Here is a 22,341-nt window from a genome sequence, read left to right as displayed (position 1 = left end):
GTGAAACGGAATGGGGAAAGTTTATATCGTAGGTGCAGGTCCTGGAGACGTTGACCTCATTACGGTCAAAGGATTACGTTGTATTGAATGTGCTGACATTATTTTATATGACAGACTCATTAATAAAGAGCTATTGGATTATGCCAAGCAAGACGCTAAATTGATTTTTTGTGGGAAATTGCCAAAACAGCATGCAATGATTCAAGAGCAGATCAACCAGACTCTTGTCAGTTATGCACAGCAAGGGTATGTCGTAACAAGATTAAAAGGAGGAGATCCGTTTGTCTTTGGTAGAGGGGCTGAGGAAGCTGAGGTACTAGCTAAGCATCAGATTCCATTTGAAATTGTACCTGGCATTACTTCAGGTATAGCAGCGCCAGCGTATGCAGGCATTCCTGTTACACATCGGGCATTAAGTTCAAGTTTTGCCATGGTTACGGGGCATATGCAGGATGGGAAAGAAGATGCGATACGTTGGGAAAGCCTAGCGAAGGGAATTGATACGATTGCCATTTATATGGGGGTTGGTAATCTGCCATACATTCGTCAGCAATTACTCAAATATGGCCGTGATGAAAATACGCCTGTGGCTGTTATTCATTGGGGCACATTAGCCACAAAGCAACAAACTGTTACGGGTACTTTAGCTACAATTGAAGAAATTGTGTGTACGGAAACTATTCAAAATCCTAGCATCATATTAGTAGGGGAAGTTGTGACACTAAGAGAAACAATTCAATGGTTTGAGCATAACACGCCACAGCCAGTCCAAATAACGGGGTAAGGATGTGGAATGATGCAAGCAATTTTATATATTGCACACGGCAGCCGAGTCAAGGCAGGCGTAGAGCAGGCCGTAACGTTTCTTCAAGGCGTGCAGCAGGAAGTTCATGTATCCATTCAAGAAATCTGCTTTTTGGAGCTTGCAACACCGACCATTGCTGAAGGAATTGAGAGCTGTATTCGAAAAGGTGCAACAGCGATTGCAGTGATGCCCATTCTACTACTAGCTGCCCAACACGCCAAACAAGATATTCCGAAAGAAGTGGCAAAAGCTCAAGAGCAATATCCATCTGTAAAGTTTACTTATGGTGAGCCTCTTGGAATCCATGAACGATTAATTGACTCATTACAAGCTAGGATAATAGAAAAACAGCAACCTAAGTTTGACGCAAGTGTTTTACTCATAGGGCGTGGGAGTAGTGATTCAGCCGTCAAAAGAGATCTAGCAAAAATTGCAGCAAAGTTACGTACTAAATATCACTATAAAGTTGTTGATACATGCTTTTTATATGGGATGGGACCGACTTTTGAAGACTGGCTCCAACAAGAAAAAGGGAAGCAACGGCAAGTCTTTATTGTACCGTATTTATTATTTACAGGTATTTTAAGGCAAAGTATTGCCAAGCGAATACAGGGTTTTGACAGCCAAGATATCGTGCTTTGTGAAAGCCTAGGCTACGATGACAATGTGAAAAAGGTGTTAGTGGAACGTATTGATGAATTATTACATTTTAAAGAGGAAGGTGTTTCGTAATGGTAGATAAAAGAGCTGAAAACGTAAATCTAGCATTAGAGAATGTCCGCCAAATGTTAAATACTGTGAACCACGGATCAATTACATTAATTGTACAAAATGCTTACGTGGTTCAAATTGAAAAAAAGGAAAAGATCAGGCTTCGATAATCTAAAAAAATGAAATGATGATGATTCGTGAGGTGGCAAAGATTGAAATTGCAAGTAATAAACAGTCCATTTAATGAAGAGCAGGTGAAGTTATTAAATGAGCTTCTTCCTAAATTAACAACCGAACAAAAAATTTGGCTTAACGGTTATTTAAGTGCACCACTAGCAATGTTGGAGGCAAGTGAGGAACAGCCAACACCAGCAGCCCAACCCATTACCAAAACAATGACCATTTTATATGGCTCTCAAACAGGCAATAGTCAAGGATTAGCTGAAAAATATGCAGCCGCTTTAAAAGCTCAACATGTAGAGGTCACTATCTCATCATTAGGAAAATTTAAAGCAACTAATTTAAAAAAGATAACAAATCTTTTACTGATTGTTAGCACACATGGGGAAGGTGATCCACCAGATCAAGCGATACAATTCTATGAGTTTTTGCACAGTAAGCGCGCACCTAAGCTAGAGCATCTACAGTATTCGGTCCTTGCTTTAGGGGATAGCTCCTATGAATTTTTCTGTAAAACGGGGAAGGATTTCGATGAGCAATTCTCCAAATTAGGTGCAACAAGAATGGTTCCCCGAACTGATTGTGATGTGGATTATGACGACACAGCTGCACAGTGGTTCTCAGCAGTTCAACAAAAATTTCTGCAGCAAGCAACTGCTGTAGGGTCTACTTCAATATCAAACGAAGACACGCAACTACTAGAAGAATCTACATATTCAAGAAAAAATCCATTTTACGCTGAAGTACTTGAAAATCTGAATTTAAATGGTCGTGGCTCGAATAAAGAGACACGTCATCTTGAATTATCAATTGAGGGAGCTCATTTTCATTTTGAACCTGGAGATAGCATTGGCATTCTGCCAGAGAATGATGAGCAATTAGTCCATACATTGCTGGCAGCCCTTCAATTCAATCCAGAAACGGAAGTGACTGTTTTTAATGAAACGGTAGCATTGAAGGATGCGTTACAGAAAAAATTAGAGATTACGGTGTTATCTAGGCCTTTACTCGAAAAAATAGGTGCTTATACAGAGCATCAACAATTTTCAAAGCTATTTGAGGAAACGAATGCTTGGAAGGGCTATGCAAAAGGTAGAGATTTACTTGATGTGGTAAAGGATTTTGCACCATTTACATGGAGTGCTCAGCAATTTGTAGAGATGCTACGTAAAATTCCAGCACGACTTTATTCCATCGCTAGTAGCCAAAAGGCCAATAACGAAGAAGTTCATTTAACCATTGGAAAGGTTAGCTACGAGACAGTTGGCAGAAAACGTTTGGGTGTTTGTTCTGGCAGTGTAGCAGAACGCGTTCAAATTGGTGATACATTACCAATCTATGTTCATAAAAACCCGAACTTCAGATTACCAGAGAATGAAGATACGCCAATTATTATGATTGGAGCAGGTACAGGAGTTGCCCCGTATCGAGCTTTCCTAGAGGAGCGAGAAGAGTTAGGGATTGAGGGGAAGGCGTGGCTTATTTTTGGCGACCAGCATTTTGTTACGGACTTTCTTTATCAAACGGATTGGCAACGTTGGCTTGCATCGGGCACATTAAGCCAAATGCATGTAGCCTTTTCACGAGATACCGACCAAAAAGTATATGTTCAGCATAAATTACAAGAAAATGCGGCGAGCTTTTATGAATGGCTTGAGCAGGGTGCTGTCATTTATGTGTGTGGTGATAAACAGTCGATGGCAGCTGATGTGGATGCAACCATTCATCACATCATTGAGCAGCAAGGGCAGAAAACACCAGAAGAAGCAAAAATCATTGTGAATGAATTAAAACAGCAGAAACGCTACCAACGTGACGTTTACTAACTGTATTTAGCATGAGTTCTTTAACAAATGATTCCTATAGTGAGGCTCGTACCTTAGCTAAAAAGCACAGCCCCAGATGGAAGCCAAAACGCCGAGGTGTAAAGGATTAAAGGAGCGATCAAGAATGACAGAAAAGATAGTTTTACCTCCACAGCCTGGAGAACCAAGTGATGTAGAGCGCATTAAGACTGACAGTAATTACCTACGTGGTACGCTCGAACGTACCATGAATGATCCATTAAGCTCTGGTATTCCAGAGGATGATAATCGTCTCATGAAATTCCATGGTAGTTATTTACAGGATGATCGAGATCTGCGCAATGAACGTCAACGCCAAAAGCTGGAGCCTGCTTATCAATTTATGGTGCGTGTGCGAACACCAGGTGGCGCAGCTACACCAGCACAATGGCTAGTCATGGATGAAATGGCTAGAACGTATGGTAATGGCTCTTTAAAGTTAACAACACGTCAAGCATTTCAAGTACATGGTATTTTAAAATGGAATGTCAAAAAATATATGCAGGAAATCAATGAGGTACTATTGGATTCTCTGGCAGCTTGTGGAGATGTAAACCGCAATGTGATGTGTAATGTGAATCCAAACCAATCAGCATTACATGAAGAGATTTACAACTGGTCTGCCAAACTAAGTGAGCATTTATTACCTCGAACACGGGCTTACCATGAATTGTGGTTGGATGGTGAAAAGGTGGTAGATAGTCAGGATGAAGAAATTGAACCGATTTACGGAGCACAATATTTGCCTCGTAAATTTAAAATAGGAATTGCGATTCCACCAAGTAATGACGTGGATGTTTTTTCACAAGATATTGGACTTATTGCCATCGTTGAGAAAAATCAGCTTATTGGCTTTAATGTAGCTGTTGGTGGAGGAATGGGCATGACCCATGGTGACCATGAAACCTATCCACAGCTTGCTCGTTTAATTGGCTTTATTACGCCAGATAAATTACTTGAAACAGCAGAGAAAATTATTACGATACAGCGTGATTATGGGAATCGTTCTGTGCGCAAAAATGCACGTTTTAAATACACGATCGATGCAAGAGGGCTTGCCTGGTTCCAAGAAGAATTAACACGTCGGCTAGGCTGGGAAATTCAGCAGGCTCGTCCCTATACATTTGAGCGTACTGGTGATGAATTTGGCTGGATTAAAGGGGCAGATGGTCATTGGCATTACACATTATTTATTCAAAATGGTCGTATAAAAGACTTTGAAGATTATCAGCTGTTAACAGGATTACGCGAAATAGCTAAAGTACACACAGGTGATTTTCGCCTAACACCGAACCAAAATTTAATGATTAGCAATGTGACTCCAGAAAAAAAGAAAAAAATTAATACGATTATTGAACAATACAAACTAACGGATGGTGCGCATTATTCTGCCTTACGTCGCAATTCCATTGCCTGTGTTTCTTTACCAACCTGTGGTTTAGCAATGGCGGAAGCAGAACGCTATTTACCTTCTCTCATTACGAAGATTGATGCCATTATCGATGAGGCAGGATTAAATGAAACAGAAATTGTTATACGCATGTCTGGCTGTCCAAACGGCTGTTCACGTGCAGCTATGGCTGAAATCGGCTTTATCGGTAAAGGACCAGGGAAATATAATATGTATTTAGGGGCAAGTTTTACAGGCAACCGATTAAATAAAATCTATCGTGAAAATATTGGCGAAGAAGAGATATTAGCAGAGCTTCGACCAATTCTTCTGCATTTTGCGAAGGAGCGTTTAGAGGGGGAGCATTTTGGTGACTTTGTTATTCGTGCTGGATATGTGACAGCTGTTAATGATGGGAGAGAATTTCACTAATGATTAAAGCCATGTAGCAAATTGCTTTGCTACATGGCTTGTTGTTGAAAAAAGGTGATGTCAATAGCAAAAAAAGAACCTTTAGCAAGGCGAGAGGTTGATTTCCGTTCCGCCAGCGTCCTTTCCAGGGGGCGTCCGATGAGCCGCTTCACTCACTGCGTTTCGCTCCAGGGTCTCACCTGTGGACGCTAAATCCCCTAGGAGTGACGCTGGCTCCACTCCAACCAACCATGTGCAAAAGTGTCTTTACCTGAACAAAATAGCCCATTATTTATTATAAGAGAGAGGGTAGGTTCTTATTTTCAAAGTGGAGAGGTGATGAGTGACAACACCCCTCCATAAAGAGTAGTGAATACCTTCACTTTATTTGAAGCCCTTTGCTAAAAAGAAGCATTTTTATGGATTGGAGTGGAAGGCTACTTGACTCCCGTGGGCTAGCGAGACAGGCGAGCCCCTGCACGGAGCGGTAGCGGAGGAAGCGGCTCGGCGCTCGCCCACAGGAAAGCAAGTAGCCTGCAACGGAAATCCATTTTCACCCTTCACAAAAATGCTATGGATGGTTTTGTTTTTCAACACTATGCCATGTAGCAAATTTCTTGCTATATGGCTTTTTAAATGGAGTAATCTTCGGGAATAAATACTTTTAATTGTTTTGGCTTTACAAATACTTGGTCGCCAACTTTAAGCTGTAGGTGGAAAAATTGTTCTTTTGATAACTCCGCCTCTAAAAATTCATCAAGATCCTCACGGCGTAGCTCAATTTGGACAATAGGTCCTAGCAAATGAATATGACTGATTTTAACAGGAACTGTCCCTGGAATACTTGTTTTTTCGATATGAATGTCATGAGGGCGTACATAGCCAATTACGTTATCATTCGTATGTGTGAGAGCATCTGGTACATCCAGTGCAACTTCGCCTTGCATGAGCTTACCATTATGTAAGCGACCTTTAAAAAGATTGACATTGCCCAAGAAGTCATAAACAAATGGACTATTTGGATTCGTATACACCTCATCTGGGCTGCCAATTTGTTCGATCTTGCCATTATTCATTACGACAATGCGATCCGCTACATCTAGTGCTTCCTCCTGGTCGTGTGTCACAAATATACTGGTAATATGAAATTCATCATGCAATTTTCGTAGCCAGCGACGTAATTCCTTGCGAACTTTTGCATCAAGTGCTCCGAACGGCTCATCCAATAAAAGAACCTTAGGCTCTACAGCAAGGGCTCTTGCCAGTGCTACACGTTGCCGTTGCCCCCCTGAAAGCTGTGTTGGATATCGATTAGCGTAATTTTCGAGTTTGACTAGCTGCAATAATTCCATTACTTTATTTGTTATTTCTTGTTTTGAGGGTCTGCTTTTTCGCGGGCGAACCTTTAGCCCATATGCGACATTATCAAAGACTGTCATATGACGAAAAAGAGCATAATGCTGAAAGACAAAGCCCACATTGCGCTCCTTTGGATGTCGATTGGTTATGGACTGACCATCAAATAAGATGTCACCAACATCAGTGGTTTCCAGCCCAGCAATCACACGTAATAAAGAGGTTTTTCCCGAACCAGAAGGGCCAAGCAGTGCTACTAGCTCCCCTGACTGAATATGGACTGATATATCCTCTAATGCTTGAAAAGCACCATATTTTTTGGATACGTTTTGAATTTGTATACTCAACGTGACCATCTCCTTTTAACTAGATTTTGATTTCCATGCGATTATATCTTTCACAACTAATGTAAAGATGGCCATAACACTCATTAAGGAGGCAACAGCAAAGGCTGCTGAAAATTGATATTCATTATAGAGAATTTCAATATGAAGTGGCATCGTATTGGTCATGCCACGGATATGACCTGATACAACAGAGACCGCCCCAAATTCCCCGATGGCTCGTGCATTACATAAAATCAAACCATAGAACAGTCCCCATTTAATATTGGGCAATGTAACATACCAAAATGTTTTAAAGCCGTTGGCACCAAGTGAAATGGACGCTTCCTCCTCAGATGTGCCCTGTGTTTGCATGAGTGGTATTAACTCACGTGCAACAAAGGGTAAAGTGACGAAAATAGTGGCGAGGACAATGCCAGGCAAGGCAAAAACAATTTTAATATCATGTGCGAACAGCCAATCACCGAAAAGTCCCTGTGAACCAAACAATAAAATAAATACTAGTCCTGCGATAACAGGGGAGACAGCAAATGGTAAATCAACGATGGTAAGTAATAGATTTTTCCCCTTAAAGTTAAACTTTGTAAGGGCCCATGCAGCCATTACGCCAAAAAGAGCATTAAGTGGTACAGCAATAGCTACAACCGTTAACGTAAGCTTAATAGCAGCTAACGCATCTGGATGTGTGATAGCGGCAAAATAAACGTCGGCTCCCTTTTGAAAGGCTGTAATAAAAATAGATAGTAAAGGTAGTACGATAAAGAAAGCTAAAAAAGCTAAGGCAATGAACGTTAACGAATAGCGAACAATACGGGGCTCCTGTAAAGCAGCAGACTTTGGGGCTACTTTATTTTTCTCACTACTAGCCTGCTGAATAAATGTTGATTGTTCCATGTGGTACCTCCTACTGTACAAAACGACGATTGGCTAGCCATTGGATCAAGTTGATGGTGAATAACAGAATAAAGGATGTCACAAGCATGACAACTGCTATTGCGGTAGCACCTGCATAATCATATTGTTCTAGCTTCGTCATAATAATTAACGGTGTAATTTCTGTTTTCATCGGCATATTTCCTGCAATGAAAACAACGGAGCCATATTCACCAAGTGCACGGGCAAAGGCTAATGAAAAGCCAGTTAAAATGGCAGGTAATAGCTCTGGCAGAATGACTTTATTGAAGGTTTGTAAACGATTGGCACCAAGACTTGCCGAAGCTTCCTCGACCTCAGCGCTAATATTTTGTAATACGGGCTGCACTGTACGTACTACAAAAGGTAGCCCGATAAATGTTAACGCGATCATAATACCAAGCGGTGTAAAGGCAATTTTAAAATCAAAAAATTGACCGATCCAGCCATTTGGCGCATAGAGTGATGTTAAAGCAATACCAGCAACAGCAGTAGGCAAGGCAAAGGGTAAATCTACTAGCCCATCAATGATTCGTTTAAATGGAAATTGATAGCGAACGAGAACCCATGCGATAATGGTGCCGAAAAGTACATTTAGTAAGCCCGCAATCAATGCTGTGCTGAAGCTCACTTTATAAGAGGCAACAGCACGAGGCTCTGTAATGATAGCGATAAATTCAGTCCAGCTTAAGGACATGGTATGAATGAAAATCATTGAAAGTGGTAGTAACACTAGTAAACTAACATAGAGCATTGTATAACCAAGAGACAGATGAAAGCCTGGAATTATTCGCCGTGATTTTTTAGGAAGGATTAACTGACTCATCAAAACGCTCCTTATTGTGGTACATATATTTCATCAAAGGTACCACCATCTTTAAAATGGGTAGCTTGAGCTTGTGACCAACCGCCAAAATCATCAATGGACACAAGTTCAAGCTGAGGAAATTGCTCTTTATATTTTGCTAGAATGGTTTCATTACGTGGTCGATAATAGTTTTTCGCCGCAATTTCTTGCCCGATATCACTATATAAATGTTGTAAGTAAGCTTCCGCAACTTCACGTGTTCCTTTTTTATCAACGATTTTGTCAACAACTGCAACGGGTGGCTCTGCCAAAATACTTAATGATGGTGTGATAATTTCAAATTCGTCCTTCCCTAATTCATTTAAAGATAAGTAGGCTTCATTTTCCCATGCAATTAAGACGTCTCCAATCTTTCGTTCTACGAATGTCGTTGTAGCACCACGAGCGCCAGAATCTAATACTTCAACATTGCTATAGAGTGATTTCATAAATTCTTTTATTTTTGTCTCATCCTTGTTATATAACTTTCCAGCATAAGCCCAAGCCGCTAAGTAGTTCCAACGTGCACCACCAGATGTTTTGGGGTTGGGCGTAATGACCGACACATCTTCTTTAATTAGATCATCCCAGTCTTGAATGTTTTTTGGATTCCCTTTGCGTACTAAAAACACAATGGTCGATGTATAGGGGGTCGAGTTATAATCAAATTCTGTCTGCCAATCTTTATTCAATAGCTCGCGTGTTTGAGCAATTTCGTCTATATCGTAAGCTAGTGCAAGGGTGACAACGTCAGCTTCGAGACCATCGATCACAGCTCGACCTTGTTTGCCAGATCCACCATGTGATTGATTGATTTTGACATCTTGACCTGTTTCGTCTTTCCATTTTTTTATAAAATCCTTGTTAAATTCATCGTAAAGCTCGCGTGTTGGGTCATAGGAAACATTGAGTAGTTCTACAGACTTCTTTGCTTCCTGACCACTTGCTTTTTCATCAGAATTAGCACTTCCACAGCCACTTAAACTTAACGTTACTGCAGCTAATAGTGCTAACGTTTGGAGAACATAGCTCCTTTTTTTCATATCATTTCGCTCCTTTTCCATCTAAAGAATGCAAAAAGCCATCCCCCATAATGTTATGACTTCATGGGTAGATGGCCTTCAGATTCTCTGATCAGCAACTTATTATTTATGTCAAAGCTTTAATAATACATTAAACATATATTTCCTATTAGTCAACAAGGAATTAAATAAAAAAATAATTATTTTGAAAATGAATGTAACGGTCACTAGATACCACTTATTCTATGCAAGAAGGAACTGAAAAAATGGGTGGATGAAAAAGATATGTCAAAAAACCTAGTTGACTGCTTGGTGTATTTTAGTATATATTTGGTAATAAGAAGAATGATTGTAGTACGAGGTAGCAAATACTAGTGAACAATCATTAAATAAAGAGCTGGCTAGTCAAACTAGAGGCGTTTTAACAAAGACCTGTTTTACTGTGTCTTATTGTTAAAACGCCTTTTTTGCTATGAGGGGGATTTGATGTTAACGTACGAAAATTGGCAAGAACCGATTATTGATTTTCAAGTCGATGATCTGTATAAGGGTGCACTGGAGGTTTTACAGTGGGGCTATCGAGAATATGGAGAGGAAATCGTCTATGCATGTAGCTTTGGCATTGAAGGTATTGTCTTAATTGATCTCATTTCAAAGGTAAAGCCAGACGCTACGATTGTTTTTTTGGATACAGATGTCCATTTTAAAGAAACCTATGAAACGATTAATAGAGTCAAAGAAAAATATCCACAACTAAATATTGTCATGAAGAAGCCTATCCTTACATTAGAACAACAAGCTGCTCAATATGGTGATGAGCTTTGGAAGTCCAATCCAAATAAATGCTGTGACATTCGCAAGATAAAACCATTGCATGAAGCCTTGTCAGGTAACAAGGCTTGGATATCTGGTTTGCGGCGTGAACAATCGCCAACACGTCAACAGACAAACTTTCTAAATAGGGACGATAAATTTAAATCGATTAAAGTTTGTCCACTGATTCATTGGACATGGAAGGATGTCTGGCGCTATGTTTCTAAGCACAATCTGCCATACAACCCATTGCATGATCAAGGCTATCCAAGTATAGGCTGCGAGCATTGTACAAAGCCAGCATTTACGATGGATGATTTACGTTCAGGACGATGGCAAGGTTCTGGTAAAACGGAGTGTGGTTTACATGAATAAAGGAGTTTTGCCATGCTTGAATATTTTGCAATAGCTATTAGTTTATTTTTTGCGATGAATATAGGGGCAAGCGGAGCAGCAGCCTCAATGGGCGTTGCTTACGGTGCAGGTGCCATCAAAAAAGCTTGGCAAGCATTACTTTTATGTGCAATAGGTGTCTATAGTGGAGCTGTATTAGGCGGAGGAGAGGTTGTCAAAACGATTAGCTCAGGCATTATGCCGCAGGACTATATTACGGCAAAGGTTGTCATCATTATCCTAATTTCGGCGACAAGCTCCTTATTTTTCGCCAATCTTTTAGGTATCCCCTTATCAACGAGCGAAGTAACGGTTGGAGCTGTTGTTGGAGTAGGAATAGCCTATAAAGTATTATTCGTGAGTTCACTGTTAGTTATCATATCATTTTGGATCATTGTACCGCTTGTCGCCTTTGCCATTGCACTTGTCTTTGGAAAATTATTATATAAATTACAAAACAGAGGGCTGCTAAAAGATCGTCCGATTTTAACGGTTCTTCTCGTATTAGCTGGATTTTTTGAAGCCTTTTCAGCGGGCATGAACAATGTCGCCAATGCTGTTGGACCACTTGTTGGTGCAGGAATGATGGATGTTAGCATGGGCATTGTCCTAGGTGGGGCATTTGTGGCACTAGGTGCTATGCTGCTTGGCAAACGAGTGCTTGAAACCAATGGGAAAAAAATTATGCGCTTTCAAAAAGCAGAAGGAATCTTAATTTCTAGTACAGGTGCCCTTCTTGTTGGCGTAAGCTCCCTTTTTGGGCTTCCAGTTCCTTTAACACAAGTAACATCTTCATCCATCATTGGGATGGGCATGGCGAAGAATGGAAAACAAATTTTCCATCAGCATATTGTCAAAAAAATCATTCGGATTTGGATTGTATCGCCTATCTTTTCGTTAGCTATTTCGTACTTTTTAGTGCAGCTATTTTTAGAAAAGGACCTCTATGCCATTATTTTGATTGGCACTATTATTGTTGGGACATTAGGTGTCATTAGCCTAATGCGTACGATGCGAGAAGAAGAGCAGTCCATTTATGACGCAGGTGAAGGCATATAAATTGAATCATGCTAGAACTAATATTTTGACTATAAAACTTAGTATTTAACTAGAAGTAGGAGGAGATTTTCATGAGTTTACAACCACATGGTGGGCTTCTTGTGCAAGCGTTTAACCCAGAAAAAGAGATAGCAATCATTCACAAGGAAATTGAGCTGGATGCTATTTCTTTAAGTGATTTAGAGTTAATTGCGATAGGTGGCTATAGCCCAATTGAAGGCTTTTTAACACAAGAAGATTATGAGTCAGTTGTGGAACAAAGTCGCTTAGCATCAGGCGTAGTATGGAGTATTCCGATTACATTACCTGTTACACAAGAAAAAGCAGCTACTATACAGCCTGGTGATGAGGTGAAACTGGTCTATCAAGATGAAGTTTATGGCGTTATTGAAGTAGTTGATATTTATGAGCCGAATAAACGAAAAGAGGCTTTGCTTGTATATGGGACAGAGGATTTAGCACATCCAGGAGTTCAAAAGCTTCATGACCGACCTGCTATTTATGTCGGTGGAAAAATTACCTTAATCAAACGTATCGCACAAAAATTTCCTGCGTATTCGTTTGATCCCGTAGAAACACGTCAATTATTTGCCGACAAGGGATGGAAAACAATTGTTGGCTTCCAAACTCGTAATCCAGTTCATAGGGCGCATGAATATATTCAAAAGGCAGCGCTTGAAACGATTGATGGGTTATTTTTAAATCCACTTATTGGTGAAACAAAATCGGATGATGTGTCAGCTACAATACGTATGGAGAGCTATGAGGTTTTATTGAAAAACTACTATCCTGAAAGCCGTGTACAATTAGGCGTTTTTCCTGCCGCAATGCGTTATGCTGGGCCAAAGGAGGCCATTTTCCATGCGCTTGTAAGGAAAAATTATGGTTGTACCCATTTTATTGTTGGTCGTGATCATGCAGGTGTAGGTGATTATTATGGTACGTACGATGCACAAAAGATTTTTGAACAGTTTACGGAAGATGAATTAGGAATAGTGCCATTAAAATTCGAACATAGTTTTTATTGCCAGCGATGTGAGGGAATGGCTACTACCAAAACGTGTCCGCATGATGGCTCTGCCCATGTTATTCTATCAGGAACGAAAGTGCGTGAAATGCTACGTAATGGAGAAGTACCACCTAGTACATTTAGCCGCAAAGAAGTTGTAGATGTATTAATCAAAGGCATGCGTAAGGAGGTAGTTAAATGAGTTCAAATATTGTTTGGCATGAAGCCTCCATTACGAAAGAGGAACGTCGTTCAAAAAACAAACATCAAAGCTTTATTTTATGGTTTACGGGATTATCTGCTTCAGGGAAATCATCCGTGGCCAATGCTTTTGCCCGGCGATTATTTGAACGGGGCAATCAAGCCTTCGTTTTAGATGGTGATAATGTGCGCCATGGCTTGAATAAGGATTTAGGATTTGATGAGTCCGGACGAAAGGAAAATATTCGCCGAATAGGGGAAGTTTCTAAGCTATTTATAGAAAGCGGTCAAATAGTGCTAACCGCTTTTATTTCACCTTATCGAGAAGATCGTCAAGTAGTACGTGGACTTGTAGACGACGGTGAATTTTTAGAGGTCTATGTAAAGTGTTCAGTAGAAACATGTGAAAAAAGAGATCCGAAAGGTTTATATAAAAAGGCAAGGAATGCTGAAATTACGAACTTTACAGGTATTAGTGCCCCATATGAAGAACCAGAGAATCCAGAAATTATTTTGAATACAGAACAGCATTCCATCGAGGAGTGTGTTGAACAACTGACGAAGATTTTAACTTTGAAGGGATACATTTAAAGAAATTAAAAGAACTGCTCGACAGTAGTACGAACGAGCAGTTCTTTTATGTTTATTTTACATTTTGTTCCTTTTTCATTCTGTCAATTTCAGGACCTAACTCATCACGTACTGTACCTTTCCAAGGCTTTACACCAGCGATATAGGAAGAACGAGTCATAATGTGTCCCCCAACAGGGCCAGTGATGAAGAGGAACAGTATCCCTAGTAAAATTCGGGGATTGAAATGATCTTCTATTAGCCAAAAGTGAAAGAATACACCAATCAATACACACATGACACCCAGTGTTGCACTTTTAGAAGCGGCATGGGCACGCGTATACAAATCAGGTAAGCGGACAAGTCCGATAGCTGTGACGACGATAAACAGTACGCCAACAGAAATGAAAAAGATAACTAAGCTATTAGCGAGAATTGTCACGTTTAATGATATCTCCTTTCTCTATGAATTTAGAGAAAGCCATTGTCCCGATAAACGATAAAATCGCAAGCAATAAAATAATTTCTAGAAAGAAGCTTGTTTCCACTAAAATCGAAAATAGCCCAATAAGAGAAATAAGTGAAACACCAAGTGAATCCAAAGCGACAACACGATCAGATGCAGAAGGGCCTTTTACCATTCGGTAAATAACTGCAATCATCGATAAGCAAATCACTACGATCACAGCAATAATAAATGTTGTCATGATTTACTCACCTCCAAAATCGCTTTCTCAAATGAATCTCGAATGGAAGCAACAGCTTCATCCACATCATTAATATCAATCGCATGTACATACAATGTTTTCGCATCATCTGATACATGCACTACCACTGTTCCGGGTGTTAACGTAATAAGACTTGATAATAAAGTGATTTCCCAGTCTTCGGTTAAAACAGTAGGATAAGCAAAAAAGGCAGGTTGCATGTCCAATTTAGGCTTTAACACGACCTTTAAAACTTGCACATTGGCTAATATTAACTCTTTAAAGAACAGCAAAGTCAGTTTAATAAGGGCCCATAAGCGGTAGACATAAAGACGTGATTTGAAAAATCTTCGCATGATGATAAGTAAAATGATCCCCATGATGAACCCTATGATAAAGCCAGCTGCTGTGTAATTAGAGGAGAGGAACATCCAGACGAAGGCAAGTACAAAATTTAAAATCATTTGAAATGCCATTGTGTTAATCCCCCTTCATAACAGCATCTATATAGATAGATGGATCGGTTAATAATTTTGCTGCATCGTCCATGAATGGCGTAATCCATTCTGAACCAACACCATATGCTACAGTAATGAGTACTAAAAGGGCAGTAGGCATAAACAGCATCTTATAGACAGATTTATCGACAGACCCGTGTGTTTCTTTCTCCTCACCCCAAAAAGCATAAAGGAAAATACGAATCACGGATAAGAGGACAAGCAGTGAAGATGCTAAGATAAAAATACTACTCCACATACTACCAGCCTCAAAGCCTCCCTGTACAATAAGCAGCTTTCCAACAAATCCACTAAGTGGTGGAATGCCGGCTAAACCAAAAGCTGCAATCAAATAACACCAGCCTAGGGCAGGATATTTCTTCATGAGACCACCCATCTTACGCAAATCAGATGTACCAGTAATGTAGATGACAATGCCGATTAACATAAAGAGTGCTGCCTTTATAAGCATATCGTGAATTAAATAAAACATAGCACCCTTTAAGGAAACCTCATTCATTTGAGAAACACCAAATAAAATGACACCTACTGCAATAACAATATTGTAGATAATAATGAGTTTGACATCAAAATAAGCGAGTGCCCCAATACATCCAGCTACGATAGTAGCAATGGCTAGTACCATTAATAAATCGTGCGTATAGGATAAATCATGTACAAAAAATAGCGTATAGGTACGTGTAATGGCATAGACCCCTACCTTTGTAAGCAAAGCACCAAATAGAGTTAGGACAGGAATTGGCGCTGCCGCATAAGAAGTAGGAAGCCAAAAGTATAATGGGAAAATGGCTGCTTTTAGTCCAAATACCATTAAAAACAGGACGGCAATAACCGTAATAATTCCCGGCTGATTAATTTCAGCAATTTTGACAGCAATATCCGCCATGTTTAATGTACCTACTACGGAATATAAAAAGGCAACGGTAATAACGAATAAGGCTGAAGAAATAACATTAATTAAAATATATTTAATAGACCCTTTCAGTTGTCCCTTCTCACCACCTAGAACGATGAGTAAGTAGGAAGCCATTAACAATACCTCAAAGAAAACAAACAAGTTGAAAATATCGCCAGTCGTAAAGGCCCCATTGACCCCCGTTAAAATAAACATAATACCAGGGTAATAAAAGAAGCGTTCACGTTCCTTCGTAATGGAACCGAAACCATACCAAACAACAAAAAATGCAATAAGCAATGTCGTTGTAACAAGTAATACAGATACCATATCAGATACCATTGTAATACCGTAAGGAACAGGCCAATTTCCGAATGTTACCTTTTGAATACCATCCTGTTTCACTTTTAAAAGAAGTGAAATAGCAGAGATGAAGGCGAGCCCAATACCAAGTAATGAAAATGACCGTTGATAGGTTAGATTTTTTTGCCCAAACATTAAAATCATACCGAAGAAAAACGGGATGATAATAGGCAATAATAGGAAGTTATTCATCCTCATCACTTCCTCTCATTAAGCTAATATCATCTGTGTTAAGCTCCTGATAGGAACGATAAGCAAGTACAAGGAAGAATGCTGTAACCCCAAAGCTAATAACAATAGCTGTTAAAATAAGCGCCTGGGGTAAAGGGTCCGCAAAAGTTTTGGCTCCTTCGTTTAAAACGGGTGGTGCTTCGCCACCAAGGCCTCCCATTGTTAAGATGAGCAGGTGGGCACCATGACTTAAAAGACCTGTTCCAATAATAATGCGTAATAAGCTTTTCGATAAAATTAAATAGACAGCTGCCATAAAGAGAAAGCCGATGACAAAGGCCATAATTATTTCCATTATTCATCCTCTCCAATCGTTTGAATAATGGTCATCGTAACGCCGACAACAACCAAATAGACACCGCTATCAAAAAGCATAGCCGTGTGTAATGACTGTTTGCCCAGAAGCGGTAAATCGAAATAATCAAAGTAATGCGTAAAAAACGGTTTGCCCACAAACATTGGGAATGCCGCAGTAGCAAGGGCTAGTAGTAAGCCAATAGCTGTTACATACGTATAATTGATAGGTAAGATATGGCGCACTGTATTGATATCAAAAGCTAGCACTAAGAGAACAAGTGCACTTGATGTTAACAGTCCTCCAACAAAGCCTCCCCCAGGCGTATAGTGACCAGCTAAAAATATATGAATGGAGAAGAAGAAAATAATGAAAAATACAATTTTAGCTGTAAATTGTATTATCACATCATTTGTTTTCATGTGTTTTCTCCTTTCTATTCATACGCAACTTAATCATGGCTAAAATGGCCATGCCCGCAATGCCTAGTACTGTAATTTCAAATAATGTATCGAAACCACGATAATCTACTAAAATTACGTTTACAATATTTCCTCCACCAGCTAATGAGTACACGGTTTCCTCGTAGTACTTAGCAATAGAAGGAATCAGTTTTTGTGAATGCGCAGATAGTGCCACAAGTGTTACCATAACACCAACTGCGATTGAAACAATGGCACGATTTAATTGGAATCTCATTCTTTCCTCGCGCTTGCCAAGCTTTGGGAGATGATAAAATGCTAATAAAAATAGTGCTACTGAAATCGTTTCAATAACGAGCTGTGTTAACGCTAAATCCGGCGCGTTAAAAATAACAAAGAATAATGCAACAGTGTAGCCAACAGCACCCAGTCCAATAATGGCTGTTAAACGTGACTTGGCCAAGATAGTAATGGCTGTACCAATTAATAAAACCACAATCAATATAATTTCATATGGTCTAATTGGTGAGGCCCCTTGGAATGAAAGACTAAAAGCATCCTTCACGAAAAGAGAGCCAATGACGATAATAGCGATTCCACTAAACATATAGAGTAAATAGTGACGCATCGAGCCAGTCATATAGCGTCGTGATAAACGATTTAAGCCAACACCCAACCCCTGCATGATTTTGTCATAGGCATTGTTTAATGTGAATGCTTGTGGGAATCGTTGGTATATTCCTTGCCATTTTGGTAAGGCAACAAATAATAATACCCCAATGATAATTATTCCAATTGTCATCAGTAGCTCAGGGTTAATGCCGTGCCAAGCTGATACATGTATATCAACAGCTTGTGGTGTATCATATAAAAATGGCTGAATGGCTTGAACAGCAGGCTTGACAAAGGTATTGCCTATCAAATTCGGGATGAAGAAAATAATTACGACTAATGCTGCTAAAAGTATCGGCGAAATAAGCATCCCTATTGGTGCCTCATGTGGTTTATGAGGTAATTGTTCCGGCTTGTAATTGCCATTAAATGTTCGGAAAACAAAATAAAAGCTATAGATAAATGTGAAAATACTAGCGATCCAAGCAATAATAGGGAAGAGTGCTCCCCATGTTTCAAAGCCGAAAAATTCAAACTTTTGAAGGGCAAGCATAGCTGTTAAAAACATTTCTTTACTTAAGAAGCCATTAAATGGTGGAAGACCAGCCATTGATAAGCTGCCAATAGCTGCCACAGTAAAGCTAATCGGCATGATACTCATTAATCCACCAAGTTTTCGAATATCACGAGTTCCTGTTTCATGATCCACAATCCCTGCAATCATGAATAGACTGCCTTTAAATGTTGCATGGTTGATAAGGTGGAAAATAGCTGCATATGCCGCAAATTTAATCGTATCGACTGTGTCGTTAGCATGAAAAGCAACGGCGCTCGCCCCAAGCAGTGACATAATTAGTCCCAGTTGACTGACTGTAGAAAATGCAAGAATGCCTTTTAAGTCTGTTTGTTTCACTGCAAAGAAGGAACCCCAGAATAACGTTAAGAGACCTACTCCTGTTACAAGCCATACCCAAAGCTCTGAGGCAGCAAAAATAGGTGTAAAGCGTGCCACTAAATAGATACCTGCTTTGACCATTGTTGCGGAGTGAAGATAGGCACTTACTGGTGTTGGTGCTTCCATTGCATCTGGTAGCCAAATATAGAATGGGAATTGTGCGGACTTTGTAAATGCGCCTAAAAGTAATAAAACGAGCGACCAAGTGAATAAAGGTTGGTCTACTAAATTAGGTGCCATCACAATCAGTTCACGGATGGAATATGTTCCTCCCATTAAATAAAGAAGAACGAAACCACCTAGCATCATTAAGCCGCCACCGACTGTTATCATCATGGACTTCAGTGCACCGAAGCGTGAGGCATCACGGTTATACCAATAGCCAATGAGTAAAAATGACGAAATAGATGTTAGTTCCCAAAAGAAATAAAGTGTTATTAAATGATCTGACTGTACTACTCCCAGCATGGCTGACATAAATAGCAATAAGTACACATAAAAATTATGTAATTTTTCTTTATGCTTATCTAAGTAAAAGATAGAGTAAAGTACAACCAATGAACCAATGCCGGTAATGAGTAGTGAGAATAATAAGCTAAGTCCATCCAAATACGAAACGATGGAAATATCAAGTGATGGAATCCAAGGTAGCTCTGCAATAAATACTTCTCCCTCAGCTACTTGTGCAATATATGTTGCATAGATAACTGCGAGTGTAGCAGGTACAGCAAGAACAAACCAGCCTGTGTGAATATTTTTCATGCGTTTATATAAAAAAGGCACTAATATTGCAGCAAGCATTGGAATGAAAATATAAAGTACTTGTAACAAAAAAACCCTCCTTTATGCAGGTAAGTATACCAATTATAACGTACTTTAATTGTGAATGCATATGGACGAATGGGATTTAGCTTGCGGTAGTGGAAGAATTTTCGTTATATTATAAATAGGAAGTTATCAATAAAAATAGAGGAAAAAATTTTTTATGAGGAATCCTTATATCTATGGTTATCTACCATTAATTACAATTTTATTGTTTAGTTTGACATTTGGCATGTATGCTGTTGGCGAATCCTTACAGATTTTTCAAGCAATCGGTGTTTATTCAGGTATGCGAGAATTTTTATCTGATTTTGAGTTACGCGTATTTTTGCTCATTGTTTTTGCCATTGTTTTTTTTATGTTATTTTCTGCACTCAAACTAGTAGGGGAAACGATTCATGAGCTAGGAATGCTGTTTTTCTCAAAAGATCATGATGGAGCTACTGTTAGTCAGGCTCGAGGTGGCTATATTATCTTGTTTATCGGCGCTATGTGTTCCGCATTTGCCATCCAATTTATTTATGTTTTGATTGGTATCTTTATCATAACTGTGTTTACCTATTTTATTTATCTGATTTATAAAATGAGTCATTTTATGTCGATGGGCGGCACAATTGGTCTATTAATCTTTGAGCTTTTTATGTGGACCATTCTTTTAACACTCATTATTTATGTTGTATTGAAGCTATATAATGGTATTTTGGCAAGTTTGCCGTTTGCCCATTAGTTACATTACATACTAGTGAAAAGAGGTAGCAGTCATGTAAGACTGCTACCTCTTTGCTGCTTCACTACTCTAATAAAACATTAAATAATTGATGATGGATTTTGTATGCCTCTAATTTTTGCATGGATTGAGGCTTATCATAGCCTAGCCATACAGCCGCAGTATAACCATCATTCAGTCCGGCAAGCCAGTAGTCTCGATAGTCATTGGTTGTACCTGTTTTTGCCCCTATATAGTCGCCGTTACTGTAAACCCCTTGTCCTGTCCCATTTGCCACAACATCAGCAAGAAGCTCACGCATATATTTCACCGTTTTCGGAGACCAGATTTGATTACGCTGTGTATCCCAACTATAAAGCTCAGTTCCATCTAAAGCTGTCACTTTACGAATACCATGAGCTAAAACATAGGAGCCATCGATAAAGCTTGTATAGGCATCTGCTAGCTCTAAGGCTGTCACACCGTAAGTTAGCCCACCCAATGAAGCGGCATAATTATGATCTTTCGCTACAATCGAACGGAAGTGAAAGTGATTGAGGTATTGAAAGGCCGTTTCAACGCCAACAGTTTCAAAGAGACGCAGTGCAGATGTGTTGTAGCTATGTCGAAAAGCCGTACGGAGTGACACATCACCATACGTATAGCCCCCATAGTTTTGCGGACAGAACGAGCCAACACAGAATCTACCTCCATTGACAATAGAATCAGGTGTATGTGCTGACGTTTCAAAGAAAGGGGCATAGACTGCTAAAGGTTTAAAGGCTGATCCAGGCTGACGTGTTCCTTGGAATGCACGATGATAATCAAATTTTTCATAGTTTTTTCCTGCATATAAGCTGACAATTTCTCTTGATTGGTTTTCAATGACAGCACCAGCTGCTTGCAACGAACCTGTACCGAGAATAGCTGACATTTTATCCTCATCATGCTGTTGTTTATTTGGGTCAAGCGCAGTTTGAATAATGAGTCCATTTTGAAATAATGTATCTAGTCGATTATCTAATTGTGCTTTAATTTTTTTCTTTTCTTCCTCATTCTCTGTATTGCTCAGTCGATCCGCATAACCCTCTTTTTCAGCAACTAACCACTTTAGCTCTTGAAGAACGTAAGTGCTATACATTGGATAACTTTGAATTTTATCTTTCACATTTAATGTAATCTGCTCAGCTTTGTAGGTAGCTGCATTTTCCTTTGTAATAGCGCCATTAACTGCTAGCGTATCTAACAAACGCTCCTGCCTCGCTTTAGTTTGATCGAAATTTTTCAAAGGATTATAAAGTGAGGGGTTATTTGGGATCGCCGCAATAAAAGCAATTTCAGCAATGCTTAATTCTTGAAGTGGCTTTTGAAAATAATAGGTCGCTGCTCCACCGATACCATAAACTTGGTTGCTAAAATAGGATTCATTAAGATACATTGTTAAAATAGTTTCTTTATCAAATTCTTTTTCTAATTCATGCGCATAAAAAAGCTCTGTTAATTTCCGCTCATATGTTTTTTCATCAGATAAATAACGCATTCGAACGAGCTGCTGTGTAATCGTACTACCACCTTGAGAGGCTGTGTTGCTATTCGAATTGGCTACAACTGCACGAATGATTGCACTTAAATCAAAACCGATATGCTCATAAAAATCAGCATCTTCACTTGTAATGAATATTTCCTGGGCAATTTGTGGAATTTCTTGTAAGGTTAACGGCTGTCGCCATTCGACATATTCCTCGCTAAATGTTTGCCCATTTCGATCAATTAGGGTGACAGGAAGTTGGGTTTGTACCTCAGGTAAATGAATGGCACTCGATATTTGTTCCTCATGTGCTTGAGCGATATTGATTTCTGTCCTAATGTTTGTACTAATCCACCATAAAGCAGGTAGGGATAGTAATATAATAAAAAAACCAAAAGCCTTTTTCATGTGTGCCTCCAC

22 protein-coding genes are annotated in these 22,341 nt (G+C 39.4%); 10 read left to right on the top strand and 12 right to left on the bottom strand.

The window, feature by feature from the left end:
- Positions 1-10: 10 nt before the first annotated feature.
- The 5 genes from cobA (at position 11) to cysI (ending at position 5,362) form a co-directional block, all read left to right on the top strand.
- Positions 11-784 carry a uroporphyrinogen-III C-methyltransferase gene (gene cobA / locus V6670_RS17965; protein ID WP_338651799.1) on the top strand — a complete coding sequence of 258 codons (774 nt, stop codon included), beginning with the start codon at positions 11-13 and terminating at the stop codon, positions 782-784.
- 9 nt (positions 785-793) lie between these two features.
- Complete coding sequence (locus tag V6670_RS17960) at positions 794-1,537, top strand: sirohydrochlorin chelatase (RefSeq protein ID WP_338651798.1); 744 nt, start codon at positions 794-796, stop codon at positions 1,535-1,537.
- Positions 1,537-1,686 carry a YezD family protein gene (locus tag V6670_RS17955; protein ID WP_080717104.1) on the top strand — a complete coding sequence of 50 codons (150 nt, stop codon included), beginning with the start codon at positions 1,537-1,539 and terminating at the stop codon, positions 1,684-1,686. Before V6670_RS17960 ends, V6670_RS17955 begins: the two co-directional genes overlap by 1 nt.
- A 42-nt stretch (positions 1,687-1,728) precedes the next feature.
- A complete protein-coding gene (locus tag V6670_RS17950) occupies positions 1,729-3,522 on the top strand; it encodes an assimilatory sulfite reductase (NADPH) flavoprotein subunit (RefSeq protein WP_338651797.1) in 1,794 nt (597 codons plus the stop codon).
- Positions 3,523-3,646: 124 nt separating this feature from the next.
- Positions 3,647-5,362 (top strand): assimilatory sulfite reductase (NADPH) hemoprotein subunit, encoded by a 1,716-nt coding sequence (gene cysI, locus V6670_RS17945; protein WP_141905633.1) that lies wholly within the window; start codon positions 3,647-3,649, stop codon positions 5,360-5,362.
- A gap of 611 nt (positions 5,363-5,973) precedes the next feature.
- Here the strand turns inward: cysI and V6670_RS17940 are convergent.
- From V6670_RS17940 to V6670_RS17925, 4 genes are read right to left on the bottom strand one after another with little or no spacing between them, the layout of a single operon-like run.
- A complete protein-coding gene (locus V6670_RS17940) occupies positions 5,974-7,044 on the bottom strand; it encodes a sulfate/molybdate ABC transporter ATP-binding protein (RefSeq protein ID WP_036119803.1) in 1,071 nt (356 codons plus the stop codon).
- Between the two features lie 15 nt (positions 7,045-7,059).
- On the bottom strand, positions 7,060-7,935 hold the full coding sequence (gene cysW, locus V6670_RS17935) for a sulfate ABC transporter permease subunit CysW (RefSeq protein WP_141905635.1): 876 nt from the start codon (positions 7,933-7,935) through the stop codon (positions 7,060-7,062).
- Between the two features lie 10 nt (positions 7,936-7,945).
- Positions 7,946-8,779, bottom strand: coding sequence for a sulfate ABC transporter permease subunit CysT (gene cysT / locus V6670_RS17930; protein WP_338651796.1), 834 nt, complete (start codon positions 8,777-8,779; stop codon positions 7,946-7,948).
- An 11-nt stretch (positions 8,780-8,790) separates the two neighbouring features.
- A complete protein-coding gene (locus tag V6670_RS17925) occupies positions 8,791-9,843 on the bottom strand; it encodes a sulfate ABC transporter substrate-binding protein (protein WP_338651795.1) in 1,053 nt (350 codons plus the stop codon).
- A gap of 465 nt (positions 9,844-10,308) precedes the next feature.
- On the opposite strand from V6670_RS17925, the gene V6670_RS17920 reads away from it, so the two are divergent.
- The 4 genes from V6670_RS17920 (at position 10,309) to cysC (ending at position 13,888) form a co-directional block, all read left to right on the top strand.
- Positions 10,309-11,010 (top strand): phosphoadenylyl-sulfate reductase, encoded by a 702-nt coding sequence (locus V6670_RS17920; protein WP_036119818.1) that lies wholly within the window; start codon positions 10,309-10,311, stop codon positions 11,008-11,010.
- A gap of 12 nt (positions 11,011-11,022) precedes the next feature.
- The gene (locus tag V6670_RS17915; RefSeq protein WP_141905637.1) at positions 11,023-12,087 is read left to right on the top strand and encodes an inorganic phosphate transporter; all 1,065 of its coding nucleotides are present in this window, start codon (positions 11,023-11,025) and stop codon (positions 12,085-12,087) included.
- 71 nt (positions 12,088-12,158) lie between these two features.
- Complete coding sequence (gene sat, locus V6670_RS17910) at positions 12,159-13,298, top strand: sulfate adenylyltransferase (RefSeq protein WP_141905638.1); 1,140 nt, start codon at positions 12,159-12,161, stop codon at positions 13,296-13,298.
- The gene (gene cysC, locus V6670_RS17905; protein WP_036119825.1) at positions 13,295-13,888 is read left to right on the top strand and encodes an adenylyl-sulfate kinase; all 594 of its coding nucleotides are present in this window, start codon (positions 13,295-13,297) and stop codon (positions 13,886-13,888) included. Before sat ends, cysC begins: the two co-directional genes overlap by 4 nt.
- A gap of 52 nt (positions 13,889-13,940) precedes the next feature.
- Here the strand turns inward: cysC and mnhG are convergent, their stop codons facing one another.
- From mnhG to V6670_RS17870, 7 genes are read right to left on the bottom strand one after another with little or no spacing between them, the layout of a single operon-like run.
- The gene (gene mnhG, locus V6670_RS17900; RefSeq protein WP_036119829.1) at positions 13,941-14,309 is read right to left on the bottom strand and encodes a monovalent cation/H(+) antiporter subunit G; all 369 of its coding nucleotides are present in this window, start codon (positions 14,307-14,309) and stop codon (positions 13,941-13,943) included.
- On the bottom strand, positions 14,293-14,574 hold the full coding sequence (locus V6670_RS17895; protein WP_004228375.1) for a Na(+)/H(+) antiporter subunit F1: 282 nt from the start codon (positions 14,572-14,574) through the stop codon (positions 14,293-14,295). The genes mnhG and V6670_RS17895 overlap by 17 nt, the downstream gene beginning before the upstream one ends.
- Positions 14,571-15,050, bottom strand: coding sequence for a Na+/H+ antiporter subunit E (locus tag V6670_RS17890; RefSeq protein ID WP_036119832.1), 480 nt, complete (start codon positions 15,048-15,050; stop codon positions 14,571-14,573). The genes V6670_RS17895 and V6670_RS17890 overlap by 4 nt, the downstream gene beginning before the upstream one ends.
- Before the next feature lie 4 nt (positions 15,051-15,054).
- Positions 15,055-16,542, bottom strand: coding sequence for a Na+/H+ antiporter subunit D (locus V6670_RS17885; RefSeq protein ID WP_036119835.1), 1,488 nt, complete (start codon positions 16,540-16,542; stop codon positions 15,055-15,057).
- Positions 16,535-16,876, bottom strand: a complete 342-nt coding sequence (locus V6670_RS17880) for a Na(+)/H(+) antiporter subunit C (protein WP_004228379.1) — start codon at positions 16,874-16,876, stop codon at positions 16,535-16,537. The genes V6670_RS17885 and V6670_RS17880 overlap by 8 nt, the downstream gene beginning before the upstream one ends.
- Positions 16,876-17,298: a Na(+)/H(+) antiporter subunit B gene (locus tag V6670_RS17875; RefSeq protein WP_036119837.1), complete on the bottom strand. Its 423-nt coding sequence runs from the start codon at positions 17,296-17,298 to the stop codon at positions 16,876-16,878. The genes V6670_RS17880 and V6670_RS17875 overlap by 1 nt, the downstream gene beginning before the upstream one ends.
- The gene (locus tag V6670_RS17870; protein WP_080717040.1) at positions 17,285-19,696 is read right to left on the bottom strand and encodes a Na+/H+ antiporter subunit A; all 2,412 of its coding nucleotides are present in this window, start codon (positions 19,694-19,696) and stop codon (positions 17,285-17,287) included. The genes V6670_RS17875 and V6670_RS17870 overlap by 14 nt, the downstream gene beginning before the upstream one ends.
- A 154-nt stretch (positions 19,697-19,850) precedes the next feature.
- Here V6670_RS17870 and V6670_RS17865 point away from each other — a divergent pair, with 154 nt between their 5' ends.
- On the top strand, positions 19,851-20,414 hold the full coding sequence (locus tag V6670_RS17865; RefSeq protein WP_058844855.1) for a DUF5366 family protein: 564 nt from the start codon (positions 19,851-19,853) through the stop codon (positions 20,412-20,414).
- Positions 20,415-20,478: 64 nt separating this feature from the next.
- Here the strand turns inward: V6670_RS17865 and V6670_RS17860 are convergent, their stop codons facing one another.
- Complete coding sequence (locus V6670_RS17860; protein WP_338651793.1) at positions 20,479-22,329, bottom strand: transglycosylase domain-containing protein; 1,851 nt, start codon at positions 22,327-22,329, stop codon at positions 20,479-20,481.
- Between the last annotated feature and the right edge of the window lie 12 nt (positions 22,330-22,341).

The organism is Lysinibacillus sp. Y5S-8 (assembly GCF_036894365.1).
Taxonomy (GTDB): Bacteria; Bacillota; Bacilli; order Bacillales_A; family Planococcaceae; genus Lysinibacillus; species Lysinibacillus fusiformis_D.
Note: the sequence above shows the minus strand (reverse complement) of the source record. Positions and strands in the feature narration are given on the sequence as shown.